The sequence below is a fragment of the Shimia haliotis genome (genome assembly GCF_900114415.1).
GTDB classification, from domain to species: Bacteria; Pseudomonadota; Alphaproteobacteria; order Rhodobacterales; family Rhodobacteraceae; genus Shimia; species Shimia haliotis.
In genome coordinates, this window is the sequence record NZ_FOSZ01000001.1 from 269,535 (window position 1) to 282,849 (window position 13,315).

11 protein-coding genes are annotated in these 13,315 nt (G+C 58.9%); 8 read left to right on the top strand and 3 right to left on the bottom strand.

Annotated features, from left to right (window positions below):
- Nucleotides 1-82 precede the first annotated feature (82 nt).
- The 5 genes from BM069_RS01325 to BM069_RS01345 all read left to right on the top strand — a co-directional run bounded on the left by BM069_RS01325 (nucleotide 83) and on the right by BM069_RS01345 (nucleotide 6,788).
- Nucleotides 83-1,534, top strand: coding sequence for an aldehyde dehydrogenase family protein (locus BM069_RS01325; protein WP_093319311.1), 1,452 nt, complete (start codon nucleotides 83-85; stop codon nucleotides 1,532-1,534).
- Nucleotides 1,534-2,511 carry a membrane dipeptidase gene (locus BM069_RS01330; RefSeq protein ID WP_093319314.1) on the top strand — a complete coding sequence of 326 codons (978 nt, stop codon included), beginning with the start codon at nucleotides 1,534-1,536 and terminating at the stop codon, nucleotides 2,509-2,511. Before BM069_RS01325 ends, BM069_RS01330 begins: the two co-directional genes overlap by 1 nt.
- Nucleotides 2,508-4,187 (top strand): hypothetical protein, encoded by a 1,680-nt coding sequence (locus BM069_RS01335; RefSeq protein WP_093319317.1) that lies wholly within the window; start codon nucleotides 2,508-2,510, stop codon nucleotides 4,185-4,187. Before BM069_RS01330 ends, BM069_RS01335 begins: the two co-directional genes overlap by 4 nt.
- The gene (locus tag BM069_RS01340) at nucleotides 4,184-4,810 is read left to right on the top strand and encodes a DUF3726 domain-containing protein (RefSeq protein WP_093319319.1); all 627 of its coding nucleotides are present in this window, start codon (nucleotides 4,184-4,186) and stop codon (nucleotides 4,808-4,810) included. Before BM069_RS01335 ends, BM069_RS01340 begins: the two co-directional genes overlap by 4 nt.
- 157 nt (nucleotides 4,811-4,967) lie before the next feature.
- A complete protein-coding gene (locus tag BM069_RS01345; RefSeq protein ID WP_093319322.1) occupies nucleotides 4,968-6,788 on the top strand; it encodes a BCCT family transporter in 1,821 nt (606 codons plus the stop codon).
- 74 nt (nucleotides 6,789-6,862) lie between these two features.
- Here BM069_RS01345 and BM069_RS01350 read toward each other — a convergent pair whose 3' ends face one another.
- The 3 genes from BM069_RS01350 to BM069_RS01360 all read right to left on the bottom strand — a co-directional run bounded on the left by BM069_RS01350 (nucleotide 6,863) and on the right by BM069_RS01360 (nucleotide 10,122).
- Complete coding sequence (locus tag BM069_RS01350; RefSeq protein WP_093319325.1) at nucleotides 6,863-8,380, bottom strand: tripartite tricarboxylate transporter permease; 1,518 nt, start codon at nucleotides 8,378-8,380, stop codon at nucleotides 6,863-6,865.
- 12 nt (nucleotides 8,381-8,392) lie between these two features.
- Complete coding sequence (locus tag BM069_RS01355; protein WP_093319328.1) at nucleotides 8,393-8,875, bottom strand: tripartite tricarboxylate transporter TctB family protein; 483 nt, start codon at nucleotides 8,873-8,875, stop codon at nucleotides 8,393-8,395.
- 266 nt (nucleotides 8,876-9,141) lie between these two features.
- Nucleotides 9,142-10,122: a Bug family tripartite tricarboxylate transporter substrate binding protein gene (locus BM069_RS01360; RefSeq protein ID WP_093319330.1), complete on the bottom strand. Its 981-nt coding sequence runs from the start codon at nucleotides 10,120-10,122 to the stop codon at nucleotides 9,142-9,144.
- Nucleotides 10,123-10,241: 119 nt separating this feature from the next.
- Between BM069_RS01360 and BM069_RS01365 the strand changes: the two genes are divergently transcribed.
- Genes BM069_RS01365 through BM069_RS01375 form a run of 3 tightly spaced genes read left to right on the top strand, consistent with a single transcriptional unit; the run spans nucleotide 10,242 to nucleotide 13,266 of the window.
- On the top strand, nucleotides 10,242-10,907 hold the full coding sequence (locus BM069_RS01365) for a response regulator transcription factor (RefSeq protein ID WP_093319332.1): 666 nt from the start codon (nucleotides 10,242-10,244) through the stop codon (nucleotides 10,905-10,907).
- Complete coding sequence (locus tag BM069_RS01370; RefSeq protein WP_170846642.1) at nucleotides 10,904-12,280, top strand: sensor histidine kinase; 1,377 nt, start codon at nucleotides 10,904-10,906, stop codon at nucleotides 12,278-12,280. The genes BM069_RS01365 and BM069_RS01370 overlap by 4 nt, the downstream gene beginning before the upstream one ends.
- On the top strand, nucleotides 12,250-13,266 hold the full coding sequence (locus BM069_RS01375) for an ABC transporter substrate-binding protein (RefSeq protein ID WP_093319334.1): 1,017 nt from the start codon (nucleotides 12,250-12,252) through the stop codon (nucleotides 13,264-13,266). The genes BM069_RS01370 and BM069_RS01375 overlap by 31 nt, the downstream gene beginning before the upstream one ends.
- Nucleotides 13,267-13,315: the final 49 nt, after the last annotated feature.

Sequence of the window (13,315 nt, forward strand, 5' to 3'; positions counted from 1 at the left end):
AGTTTAAGTTTGACTGACATTGGGGGAAACGTCCACCATACGTGCCAAATAACCCCGCGCGGCGCGCGAAGTGAGGATTGTGATGTCTGAGACCAAGTTGAATTTGATTGCCGGTGAATGGGCGGCTGGTGAGTCTGAAATCGAGAACCGCAGCCCGTCTGATCTGACTGATTTGATTGGCGTTTTCACGCAGGCAAGCACCGCGCAGTTGCAAGACACCTTGGCGCAGGCGCGCCGTGCTCAGGCGGAATGGGCAGCCTATGGCATGGAACGCAAGCAGGCGGTGTTGATGGCGATCGGCACGGAAATGATGGCCCGCGCCGAAGAGCTTGGCAGATTGTTGAGCCGCGAAGAGGGCAAGCCGCTGGCGGAAGGCAAAGGCGAAGTTTATCGCGCTGGTCAGTTCTTTACCTACTATGCGGCGGAATGCCTGCGCCAGCTTGGCGAGAATGCAGACAGCGTGCGCCCCGGCATCGAAGTTGACGTGCGGCGCGAACCGGTCGGCGCAGTGGCGATCATTTCGCCGTGGAACTTCCCGACCGCCACCGCATCTTGGAAGATCGCGCCGGCTCTGTGTTATGGCAACGCCGTAGTGTGGAAGCCCGCAAATGTGACGCCTGCCTCTGCGGTGGCTCTGGCGGAGATCATCAACAAGCAGGACATTCCCAAGGGGTTGTTCTCTCTGGTGATGGGCGCCGGTGGGGCGATCGGGCAAGCGCTTGTTGAAAGCCCGATGGTGGATGCGATTTCCTTCACCGGCTCGGTGCCGGTGGGCAAGGGTATTGCCACGGCGGCCATTCAGAACCTGACCAAGGTTCAGATGGAGATGGGCTCCAAAAACGCGCTGGCGGTGATGGACGACGGCGATCTTGATCTTGCGGTTGCTGTGGCACTTGGCGGCGCGTTTGGCGGCACAGGGCAGAAATGCACCGCGTCCTCGCGCCTGATTGTGCATTCGGCAGTACATGACGCCTTTGTCGAGAAATTCGTTGCAGGCATGCAGGCAATGAAGGTTGGCCACGCGCTGGAAGACGGCACGCAGATTGGCCCTGTGGTCAGCGCGCAGCAATTGCAGGAAAACCTCGATTATGCCGCGCTCGGTGTGTCGGAGGGGGCAGAACTGGCCGCAGGTGGTCAACGGCTCGAGATGCCGCACGACGGATTTTATATGACTCCGGGCGTTTTCTTGAACACCACCAACGACATGCGCATCAACCGCGAAGAGATGTTCGCGCCGCTTGCCGCTGTGATCAAGGTCGACAGCTATGACGAAGCGCTGGCCACGGTGAACGACACCAACTTTGGCCTGACCTCTGGCATCGTCACCCGCGATCTGGCGCGCGCCACGCATTTCCGGCGCAATGCGCGCACCGGTGTTGTGACCGTGAATCTGCCGACAGCTGGCACCGACTATCACGTGCCCTTCGGTGGACGCGGCGACAGTTCCTATGGCCCGCGCGAACAAGGCAAGGCGGCTGCGGAATTCTACACCACCGTCAAAACGGCCTACATCAGCGCGGGAGAGCCAACCTGATGCGGATCGACGGGCTGCAATACGCGAACTGGTCGGAAAAGATTTTCCGGCAGATGCGCGAAGGGAACGTGGATGCGGTGCATGTGACCATCGCCTATCACGAGACCTTTCGCGAAACGGTGCTTAACTTTGAGCAATGGAACCGTTGGTTCGAGATGTATCCCGACCTGATCATGAAAGGCCAATGGGCCAGCGATATTGATGTGGCCCGCGAAACGGGCCGCACCGCGATCTTCTTTGGCTTTCAGAACCCCAGTCCGATCGAAGACGACATCGGCCTTGTGGAAATCCTGCACACATTGGGTGCGCGCTTCATGCAGCTGACGTACAACAACCAGTCGCTTCTGGCGACGGGGTGTTATGAGGCGGAGGACGCGGGCATCACCCGCATGGGTCGGCAGGTGATCAAGGAGATGAACCGCGTCGGTCTGGTGGTGGATATGAGCCATTCAGCGGATCGATCGACCATCGAGGCGGCAGAGATTTCCGAGCGTCCGATTGCCATCACACATGCCAATCCGCATGTCTGGCAGCCTGCACTGCGCAACAAGAAAGACGACGTGATCCGTGCGGTGACGGAAAACGGCGGTATGCTAGGGTTTTCGCTCTACCCCCATCATCTAAAAGGCAAATCTGACTGCTCTCTGACCGATTTTTGCCAGATGATCGCCGACACGGCGGATCGTTTTGGCGTGGCGCATCTGGGGATCGGGACCGACTTGTGTCAGGACCAGCCCGACAGCATTGTCGAATGGATGCGCACCGGCCGCTGGAGCAAGGAAATCGACTTTGGCGAAGGCTCCGCCGCCGCCCCCGGATTTCCGCCGATGCCGCCGTGGTTTCAGGACAATCGCCATTTCGGCAATATCGAGCAGGGCTTGCGTGAGGTCGGCATGAACGACGACGAGGTGGCGGCCATTATGGGCGGCAACTGGTATCGGTTCTTCTCTGAAAACTTCGGACCCTCCGCGCCATGACGGAGCCGCGCCAAATCGCCTTGCGCCCGCCGGAAACCGTGATGCGACTGTCGCGGTTGGGGTCTTTGCATCAGTGCCGCCTAAGTTTCATGCGCATCTTGCTGCGTCGGCTGGCGGGTGAGGCGTGGCGGTTTGAGCGGTCGGTGTTTGACATCGACGACAAGGGTGTCGGGCACGCGGTCTATACCGCGCACGGACCGGAGCGTAGTTATTCTCTGGTTGCCTTTGCCCATGACTTGCCCGCCGAACTGCGGTCAGATCGGGTGATTGCCGAGGCATGGGACGCGACGTTTGCGATGTTTGACGGGGTGCCAGACGCCGCTGATATCGAGCGGTTGTCGCAAAACGTGCCGCTGCAAGAGGCGGGGCGGGTGAGCGAAAAAGAACTGTCCTTGTCGCGCGCAAACCGGTCTGTGCGGCTTTGGGCCCATGTAACAGAGGCTTTGGCCGAAGGGCGGCAGCCTGATCGCGGTACGATGGATGACGTCGGATATCTGATGCGCACCACGGCGGTCTACGGTTCTGGCAAATTCGGGGCAGCCGATCGCGACAAGGTTGCGCAACGTCCAGAAGTGCATGCACCGTTTCAGGTCGAGATGATGTCAGTCTATTTGACCCGTTGGTTTGTGCGCGATTTGGTCGAGCATATGGCGCGATGCAAAGGCGGAGCCAAGGCGGTGGCGCTGGCACCGGACATCGCGCGCGGCCTTGGTATTGGCAATTCAACCGGTCTTGGCATGGCGCCGTTCCTGATCAACCATCCAGTGTTGGTCAACAATTGGATCACCGTGCGCGAAGAGGCCATCCGGCGCGTGCGCGCCATTTCAAACGCCACGCCGGAGGAGGTTTTAACCTTCAAAGACCGGCTGGCGCGCAGCGAGATTTCAGTGGCGCGCTGGCAATCCGCCCACGAGATTCAAAAGGCCAAACTGGCGGCTTTGCGGGCTGATCTGGATGACCTTAGCACCCATCTGGCGACGTTTGATTTTGACGTGACGCATCCGTGGGATGAACTGGCAGTTTGGGCGGAAGGTGGTTTGAGCGAAGAGGGGCAGGAGATGCTGCTCTCTTTGATACTGGAGCCCTACGGCGCCTTGGTGGATGGTCTGGCGTCATGTATGGCGGATGACAGCGGGCGCGAGGCCATTGACGGGGCGATGCCGGTGGCCGAAGTGTGCGCGCTTCTGGAACGTCAGTTTGCGTGGGCGCGGTCACTGGACTGGTCCGACAAAAAAACATGCGCTCGCGCTTGGTACGTGTCCGAGGAAAAGCTTGAACCGCGACTTGGGGAGCGGTTTGAAGAGCCGGTAGAAGACTATGAACAGCCATTGGCACCCGCGCGGGATGCGGTGGCCGCTCTGAGTGATCTGGAGGGTTGGGCCGACGAGGCCGCCGTGGCGGAGGTCTTGCTGAAGCATCCTGAGCATCGGCACACAGTGCGCCGCGCCCAGATCAGCGCCCGCGCACCTTACGGCGAAATTCGCGACAATACGATTTCAGACCAAGTGATGCCCATTGATATGCTCAGAGCCAAGCTCTCGTTCTTTGGGGCCACACATTTTGACCCGCGTTCGGACCGTTGGGTGCGCATTTGCATGTTTGCCGGCGCGCCGTATCCCACCGAGTTGTCTGCGGAAAATGTTGATGATTGGGTTTATCCGGGGGCGCCTGAGTGACGGTATCGTTCAACGAAGTTGAGGCCATGGCCAAAAAGGCGGCACGCGGGGCGGGTTATGCTTGGGGCATGGCTGAGGAGGCCGGTTGGGCGACCCGCTGGCTGTGCGCGCGGGATTTGGATGGGTGTGCGGCTTTGGCAATGGCATTGCAGGAAATCAACGGCACCAAAATTCGGCCGATCTCCTTTGAAAACGGCGAATTGCGCGTCGCTGAAGGGGCTGCCTGTCCCGTACATGCGGGGGCAGCCCTGAGTGATTTTGCGGCGGATCTTCGGCAGGGGCCGGTGCGCCTGTCTCATGTGGCTGTGCCTATGCTTTTGCTGCCGTTTGCCGCAAATGTCGCGCGCCGGATAGGCGAGCCTGTGACGGTGCGTGGCAACGCCTTTGAGGCCGTGGTTCAGGCGGACGCTGCCAGCGTGACCGGCGACATCGCCGTGGTCAGTGATAGTGTTGTTGTGACAAGCGGGGGCACTTTGGGCGATGCGGCCTCAGGCGCCGCTCGGGCCACGCCAACAAAGGCAGACTGGGCCACCTTGGGGGAGTTTGCACACCGCACCTATGCGCCGGCGACCGAGGCCTCGCGCCTTAAGGGCGCAGGGGCAGGGACCAATGACAATGATTGAGAAACGCAGCGCCGCCAAAACAGGTCTGGCGTCTGAGACATAAAGAGAGGGTTGCGTGAAAACGCGCGACCCAAGGGGAAAACGAAACAATAACCGGCTGAGCGACGCGGGAAGGACGTCATAGGGGCCGACACATTGGCATACTGGGAGGAATCGCATGTCAATTAAACCACCATTCACGGAAGTCGAGGTCAGCACCGCTGACACGGGTTTCTATAAAGGACACAGCGTCGAAATCGCGCTGTTTTCCAAAGCTATTCTGGTTGGCCTGGTCATCTGGGCTCTGGTTTGGCCCGCAAATGCCAACGGCGTTTTGGGCAGCCTGAACTGGACACTGCTTGAGAGCTTCAACAGCTTTTACATCGTCATTGTGGGCTTCTTCGCCTTCTTCCTTGTCGCGCTGGCGCTGATACCGCAGACCGGCAGCCGGATCATGGGGCGACCGGGAGAAGGCACGGAGTTTTCAAACTTTTCGTGGTTTTCCATGATGTTCGGCGCCGGTCTTGGCGTGGGCCTGATGGTGTTCGCCACCGCGGAGCCTTTGGGTTTGTGGGGATCAAACCCTGTGGTTGTAGCGGGTGACGTTACCGGCAACACCGAAGAGGCGTTGCAGTCAGCGTATCGGTATACCTTTGCTCACTATGGTTTTCATGCTTGGGCGATCTATGTGGTGACGGGTTTGTCGCTGGCTTACTACGCCTATACCCGTGGCATGCCTCTGACCATCCGCTCGGCGTTGACGCCGCTGTTTGGCAAGCTGATGAACGGCGTTTTGGGCCACGTGGTTGACGTGCTCGGCGTTGTTGCCACCATCCTTGGTGTCTCGGTCACGATTGGCTTTGGTGTGTCCCAGTTCATCGACGGTCTTTATGCCATCACCGGCATGGAGTGGATGATGGACATGACCGGTGATGCTCCGGCTCCGGGAACTGTGGGGCTGATTGTGGGTCTTGTGATCATCATGGGCCTGTCGATCCTGTCGGCGGTGTCTGGCGTTGGTCGCGGGGTGAAATATCTCTCCAACCTCAATCTTGTGCTGTCGTTGATCCTTTTGTTCACCTTTGTGTTCTTTGGCTCGTTCTTGTTTGCCATGACCACCTATGCCACCGCTTTGGTTGACTACATCCTGCATTTTGTCTCGCTGAGCTTTGGCGCGTTTGGCCCGCAATCCGCGGCTGAGTTTGCTGCGGCTTTGCCAGCAGAAGCCGCACCCTATGCGGATGCGTTGCGCGGCGGGGCGACCAACGCTTGGGGATCGTTTGACGGGTTCCGTACGGGGCTTGAAGGCGATGCCGCAGCGTTGTCTGACACGGTTTTGCAGGCGGCTTATGCCGCAGGTGAACCTGGTCGTCAGTTTGGCTGGCAAGCCGGTTGGACCACGTTCTATTGGGCTTGGTGGATTGCATTCTCACCCTTTGTTGGTCTGTTCCTTGCACGCATTTCACGCGGGCGTACCGTGCGCGAATTTATCTTCGGCTGCATGATTGCTCCGGCGTTGGTGTGTTTTGCATGGATGACCATTTTGGGTGGCACAGCAATTGACCTTGAACTGACCGGCGATGCGGAGGGGGCCATCATCGGTGCGTCCAACACCGCCAAGCTCTTTGTCACTCTGGGCCAGATGATGTCGGGCGGGCTATTGTCTGCGCTGACAATCATGTGCGTTGTGCTGATTATGACCTTCCTCGTGACCTCCGCAGACTCTGGTATTCTGGTGATGAACACCATCATGTCCGGCGGCGATCAGGAGGTTGGCAATAAGCACAAGATTGTCTGGGGTCTGATTTTGACCGCAGTGATCGGAACGCTGTTGATTGCTGGCAAGACCGGCGGCGGGGCAGACCCGATGGAATCGCTAAGAAGTGCGATGATCATTGGCGCCTTGCCGTTCACAATGGTGATGGGGCTGATGTGTATCTCGCTTGCCAAGGCGCTGTTCCGTGATGGGCTGCGCGACAAGGCGAATGGCGCTGACTAAGCTCTGAGAACAAAAGAAAAAGGGCGGCGCCGATTTACGGCGCCGCCCTTTTTTGTGGGGCTATTGGATGCGGATCAATCTCCGTCGGCAATGCCGGCTTGTCTGGCGCGGGCGCGCCGCGCACGATAGCTTGGCACGACCACCAACAGGATGGCCACAACCAGAAGACCAAGGGTCATAGGCCGGTCCAGAATGAAGCCGATGCCGTCATAAAGCTGCATAGAGCGGGCAAAGTTGTCCTCCAGCATGCGGCCCAGAATAAACCCGATCAGCAACGGAGCGAGCGGGTAATCCGCAAACCGCAGGATCGTGGCGCAGACGCCCATTCCGACAAGAAGCAAAAGCTCTGTCGCGTTGTTCTGACCGATATAGCTGCCCATCAACGTGAAGAACAAAATGAACGGGATCAGATAGTTGCGCGGGATCGAGAGCACTTTGGCGATATAGGGGATCAGCGGCAGGTTCAGAACCAAGAGCACAAGGTTGCCCACATACATCGAAATGATCACAGCCCAGAAAATCTGTGGCTCATCAATCATCAGACGCGGCCCCGGTGTGACGTTGAGCGCAATCAGCGCGCCCAGCAGGATTGCCGTGGTGCCCGACCCCGGAATGCCCAGCGTCAACAGAGGCACAAAGGAGCCTGTGCAGGCCGCGTTGTTGGCAGATTCCGGCGCAGCGAGCCCCTTGATGGATCCCTTGCCAAACTCTTCTTGCTCTTCCTTGCTGGCGATGTTGCGTTCAACTGCATAGCCGAGGAAGGATGCGATTGTCGCCCCAGCTCCGGGCAAAACACCGATGAAGAACCCTTGCAACGACTGGCGGCCGATCACCGGCGCGATCTTGCGGCCCTCCTCGCGGGTGATGCGCAGGTTGTCGATTTTGCCGCCGTCGCCGCCCTGTACCGAGCGCGCGGGATTGAGCACGAGGAAAATCGCCTCGGGCAAGGCAAACATCGCCATCGCCAGAGTGATAAAGCTGAAACCTGATTGCAGGTCCATCAGCCCCATTGTGAAACGCGGCATGTTGAAAAGCGCGCCTTCGCCAACGGTGGCCATGAGCAGCCCCAAAAGCGTCATCAGGATCGCCTTGGCCACATTGCCGGTTCCGGCAAATGCGGCGATGGCCGAGAGCCCGACGACCATCAGAGCGAAATATTCGGCGGAATGAAACAGCAGAGCCACAGTCGACAGCATCGGCGCAAAGATCATCAACAGGATGGCGCCAATGGTGCCGCCACCGAACGACGCAATCGCGGCGATGGTCAGGGCCTTGCCCGCCTGACCTTTGCGGGCCATCGGGTAGCCGTCAAAGCTGGTGGCGACGGTGCCCGCGACCCCCGGCGCATTGAGCAGGATGGACGAGGTAGAGCCGCCAAAGATGGCACCATAATAGACGCCCGCAAGTAGGATCAGTGCCGCAGACGGATCGCCGATTGTGATCGCCACAGGAATCATAATGGCAATGATGGACATCGGCCCCAAACCCGGCAGCATGCCGATGAATGTGCCAATCAGACAGCCTGCAATCACCATCAACAGGTTTTGCAGGGAAAACGCGGCGCTGAGGCCGATCAGAAGACCTTCGATCATTGTCTCAACTCCTTAGATAAAGAACGGCCACGGGCGCAGGAAAATCCCCAGCACCTGATCCACCAGATACCAGACCGCAAAGCTTGCGGCAGCGGCGACAGGCAAAAGGATGTGGAACTTGCGCTCCCCAAGAACAAACGCGCCCGCGCTCAGGAAGGCGAAGGTGGACAACAGAAACCCCGCTGGGCGCAACAGCAGCGCATAGGCCACCATCAGCCCAAGCAACAACAAAGCCTGCGTCAGATTGTATTGGCCAAGACGGCGATAATCGATGTCGCCGATGTTGTCGGGATCATCCGATTTTTCCAATCCCAGCAGGATCACCAAACAGGTGAGAACAGTCAGAACCGACAGGATCTTGGGAAAGGTGCTCGGCCAGATCGGGTTGCGTTGCATGAAGGGCGGCAAGAGCCCGTCCATGGTGAAAAAGGCGGCATAGCCATAGGCCAGGGCCACACAAAGAATGACAAAGGCTATCCAGCGATCAAGCGCCATTGGTCTCTCCAGATATTGGGGGTGTCGGGGAGGGGGCTTTGCCCCCGTCGCAGCAGAGCTGCGCCTCCCCCAAGGTATTTCGGGCAATAGGAAAGGTTTTGTTAACCTTAAAGCCGCAATCTGAGTCTGCGGTACAGGCTGAGGAGCCGATGGCCGTGCAATGGGAAGGGGCCCTTCTCGGAGGAGGGCGCGGCGCGTCCTCTTCTTCCCATTGCGCAAAATACCTCGGGGAGTATGAGGGGCAGAGCCCCTCACACCCGAAGGGTTTAAAGGAATCCCAGCTTTTTCATCAGATCGCCGATGACTTTTTCCTGATCTTCAAGGAAGCTGCGGAAATCGTCGCCGGAGTTGTGGATGTTGACCCAGCCGTTGCGCGCACGCACTTCTTCCCACTGAGGGGTGTCATACATCTTGGCAATCGCATCCTGATACATGGCGAGCTTGTCTTCAGGCAGGCCTGGAGCCGCGAAGAAACCACGCCAGTTCACGAAGGTTGTGTCGATGCCCTGTTCCATCATGGTTGGTGCGTCACCGTAGGCATCCACGCGCGCATCAGAGGTCACGCCGAGGATTTTGACTTCGCCCGCCTGTGCCAGCGCCACCGCTTCGGAGAATCCCGTGGAGAGCGCCTTGATTTCGCCCGACAAAAGCGCTGCCATGGCTTTACCGCCCGCGTCATAGGGGATGTATTTTACGTTGAGGGCATCCTTGCCGGCGGCTTCCATCACCATGGCCGCCACGAGGTGGTCCATGCCGCCTGGAACCGAGCCGCCACCGATCGCGGTGCTCGAAGGATCGGCGTCATAAGCTGCCATCAGATCGTCCATGGAGTTCAGCGGGCTGTCTTTGCCAACCACCAAAGCGGCGTAATCCCCGATGGTGCCCGACACCAGCGTCAGGTCACGGAAGTTGTGCGGGAACACGCCGGTCAGCGAGCGGATCACGATGGGTGTGGAATTCACCATCAATGTGCCGTGGTTGCTGTCTGCGTTTTCAATCAGATACCCGATGGCTTTGCCGCCACCGCCACCGGACATGTTTTCGTAGGATGCGGTGCCCACGAGGCCCGCTTTGGTCAGCGCCTCACCGGTGCCGCGTGCGGTGCCGTCCCATCCGCCACCGGCGCCGCCGGGGATGAGGAAGTGAATGCTGTCCGCAACCTTGTGGCCATCCGCCATGGCAGAGCCGGTGAGGGTGAATGCTGCCGCGGCAGCGAGCAAGGCGCGACGGCCCAGGTGGAATGTCATGTGTGTGTCCTCCCATTTGACATCTGCGGATTGCTCCGCGCATGACTGAGGAGACTGAAGATGAAACCTGACATGAGCCTGACACGGCGCGAGAAAGGGTGGATGGAGGGCTCCGAGGAATGCGGTTTCTGCTGATTGAGGATACGGTTGATTTGGCGAAGGCGGTTGTCGACCGCCTGTCGCTGGACGGGCATGTGGTGGACCATGCCGCCGATCTGGGTACCGCTTGGGATTACGTAGCAACGACGTCTTATGATCTGATTTTGTTGGATATTATGTTGCCGGACGGGGATGGTCGCGAGTTTTTGAGCCGACACCGGACAGCGCAGGAACGCACGCCGGTGATTGTGTTGACCGCGCGCTCTGAGGTGTCGGATCGGGTGGGCATTCTGGATTTGGGCGCGGATGACTATATGGTCAAACCCATCGACTTTTCCGAGCTTGAAGCGCGATGTCGCGCGGTGCTCAGGCGCCGGGGAGGAGAGGCGCGCAACCTGATTCATTACGGGGATCTTGATTTTGATTCGGGGGCCGGCGTCGTGCGAGTCGCGGGGCAGGAGGTGCAATTGCGCACTCGGGAACTGCGCCTTTTTGAGGTGCTGATCCACGCGCCCGGACAGATTTTTTCCAAGGCCTCTCTTGTGGATCGGCTGTTCAGCTATGACGAGGAGGGCTCGGAAAACGCCATTGAGGTCTATGTCGCGCGACTGCGGCGTCACCTGCTGCCGTCCACGGTCAGGATCACAACAGTGCGCGGTCTGGGCTATAAGCTGGAGGTCGGATGAACGCGCCAAACCAGCAAGGATCTATCCGGCGCAGGTTGCTTCTGTCTTTGATGGTGGCCGCCGGCGTGTTGGCTGTTGTGGTCTATTTTGTCGTGCAATCCGTTGCGCGGCAGGTGGCGCAGGAAAGTCAGGACAACGTTCTCGCGGCCTCTGCGCGCTCCATCCTCGACAGCGCGCGCGTGGCGGGCGGGCAGGTCAGCGTGGATTTCCCTTACTCCGCGTTGTCGATGCTCGACAGTGTCTCGGATGAACGGGTGTTTTACAAAATCCAGCTACAGGATAGTTTTTTGAGCGGCTATGAGGGGTTGCCCGACGCGGCAGAGCGTCTGGCCGAAACTCCGACTTATGTGTCGACAGAGTTTCTGGGAGAAGAGGTGCGTATTGCGACGGTTCGGCGGTCGGTTTCGATGGATGTGGGGCAAAGCTATTTGCAGGTTTCGGTCGCCCAGACCCTTTCGGGACAGAAACAGACGTTGGCGCGCATTTCGCGGACGGCCCTTGTGATCGGGCTCGGGTTCTTTGTGTTGTCGGCCTTTTTGGCGGTTGTGGTGGCGCAATCCGCCATTCGCCCTCTGGATCGTTTGACAGCGTCGGTGTCGAGGCGGGGGCCAAAAGATTTGCGGCCCGTTGCTGCTCCGGTGCCGTCGGAAATGGTGCCTTTGGTGGCATCGCTGAATTCGCTTATGGAACGGCTGCAGCGCTCATTGACGCGCTCTGAGGACTTTATTGCCGAGGCCGCGCATCGCGTGCGCACCCCGCTTGCGATTGTGCGTACCAAAGCCGAAATCATCGGGCGGCGCAGTCAGGACAACGAAACCCAGATCGCCTTGTCGGAAATGATCCATGCCATTGATGACAGTTCGCGCACCGCAGGGCAGTTGCTGGATCATGCGATGGTCACGTTCCGGCTGGATGACCCATTGAGCGAAGAGATCGAGCTTGCGCAGCTTGTCACCGACACAGTTGAACGTCTTCGCCCGATCGCGGATCTCAAGGAGATTGATTTGCATCTGGACAGGCTTACCGCAGGCACGCTGCGTGGGGACCGGATTTTGCTGCAAAACGCGTTTCACAATGTTTTGGACAACGCCTTGAAATACTCCCCCGCCGGCAGCGATGTGCGGGTGCAATGCCGCGCGGATGATGCGGAACTGAGCGTTGTTTTTCAGGACACCGGCCCCGGGTTTCCCGCCGAGGACATGCCGGCGCTGACGGATCGCTTTGTGCGAGGCGACAACGCGCAGGGAATTGTCGGTTCAGGCCTTGGCCTGACCATTGTCAAAGAGGTGGTGGAGGCCCACGGCGGAACCATCTCGATCACCAACTCAAAAGGCGGCGGCGGATGCGTAACCTTGTCCTTTCCCTCTGTTTGATCTGCTGCGCCGGTTTCGCGGCCGCGCTGGAGATTGAAGACAATCAACGCTTTGGACCGGAAACGGCCGCCGTTGAACTGCGCCTTCTGTCCACGGCGGATACGCGGTTTTTTGCGCCTATGATTGTCTCTTTCCTTGAAGATAATCCCGACGTGGCGATCGACTATACCGTTGCCAGTTCTGCCGAGGTCATGGCCGCCATTCAAAGCGGTGATCACGCCTTTGATCTGGCGATATCCAGCGCCATGGATTTGCAGACAAAACTGGCCAATGACGGGCTCGCGCAGCGACACATATCGGACGCTACCGAGGCGTTGCCGGATTGGGCGATCTGGAACGACATGCTTTTTGCCTTCACTCAGGAGCCCGCGACCATCGTCGTGTCCAAACGCGCGTTTGACGAAAAAAGCATCCCGCAAAACCGGCAGGATTTGATTTCCTTGCTGCGTCAGTCTCCGGAGCGGTTTCGTGGCCGCATTGGCACGTATGATGTGAGGGGCTCTGGGCTTGGGTATCTTTTTGCCACGCAGGACACCCGCGCCTCTGAAACCTATTGGCGGTTGACCGAGGTGCTCGGGAGCCTTGACGCAAAGCTGTACTGTTGTTCCTCGGACATGATTGAGGCTGTAAAGACGGGAGAGTTGCTGATCGCCTATAATGTGCTGGGCAGCTATGTGGTGAACCGCGAGGACGCCGAGGAGTTTGCGATTGTTCTTCCGGATGATTTCACCACGGTGATGCTGCGCACTGCTCTGATCCCAAAAGGGGCCAGCCGCCCTGAAATGGCTGGGACGTTTGTGGACCACATGATGCGGCGGGCTCATGGCAGTGGCGGGGCGCGGCTGACGCATCCGGACCTGTCGCTTGATACACGGGTGACGGCGCTGAATCGTATTCGCATCGGGCCTGGGCTTTTGGTGTTTCTCGATCAACTCAAACGCCAAGCGTTTCTGACCGAATGGGAAAGCGCGATCTTGCAAGAATAGGCATGCGGTCTGCCGCAGCACTAACGGCAAAACGGAACGCGCTTAGGGT

Coding starts and splice junctions, on each gene's coding strand:
- BM069_RS01370 (WP_170846642.1), top strand. CDS start 10,904: ATGAACGCGCCAAACCAGCAAGGATCTATCCGGCGCAGGTTGCTTCTG.
- BM069_RS01375 (WP_093319334.1), top strand. CDS start 12,250: ATGCGTAACCTTGTCCTTTCCCTCTGTTTGATCTGCTGCGCCGGTTTC.
- BM069_RS01345 (WP_093319322.1), top strand. CDS start 4,968: ATGTCAATTAAACCACCATTCACGGAAGTCGAGGTCAGCACCGCTGAC.
- BM069_RS01330 (WP_093319314.1), top strand. CDS start 1,534: ATGCGGATCGACGGGCTGCAATACGCGAACTGGTCGGAAAAGATTTTC.
- BM069_RS01335 (WP_093319317.1), top strand. CDS start 2,508: ATGACGGAGCCGCGCCAAATCGCCTTGCGCCCGCCGGAAACCGTGATG.
- BM069_RS01365 (WP_093319332.1), top strand. CDS start 10,242: ATGCGGTTTCTGCTGATTGAGGATACGGTTGATTTGGCGAAGGCGGTT.
- BM069_RS01325 (WP_093319311.1), top strand. CDS start 83: ATGTCTGAGACCAAGTTGAATTTGATTGCCGGTGAATGGGCGGCTGGT.
- BM069_RS01360 (WP_093319330.1), bottom strand. CDS start 10,122: ATGACATTCCACCTGGGCCGTCGCGCCTTGCTCGCTGCCGCGGCAGCA.
- BM069_RS01355 (WP_093319328.1), bottom strand. CDS start 8,875: ATGGCGCTTGATCGCTGGATAGCCTTTGTCATTCTTTGTGTGGCCCTG.
- BM069_RS01350 (WP_093319325.1), bottom strand. CDS start 8,380: ATGATCGAAGGTCTTCTGATCGGCCTCAGCGCCGCGTTTTCCCTGCAA.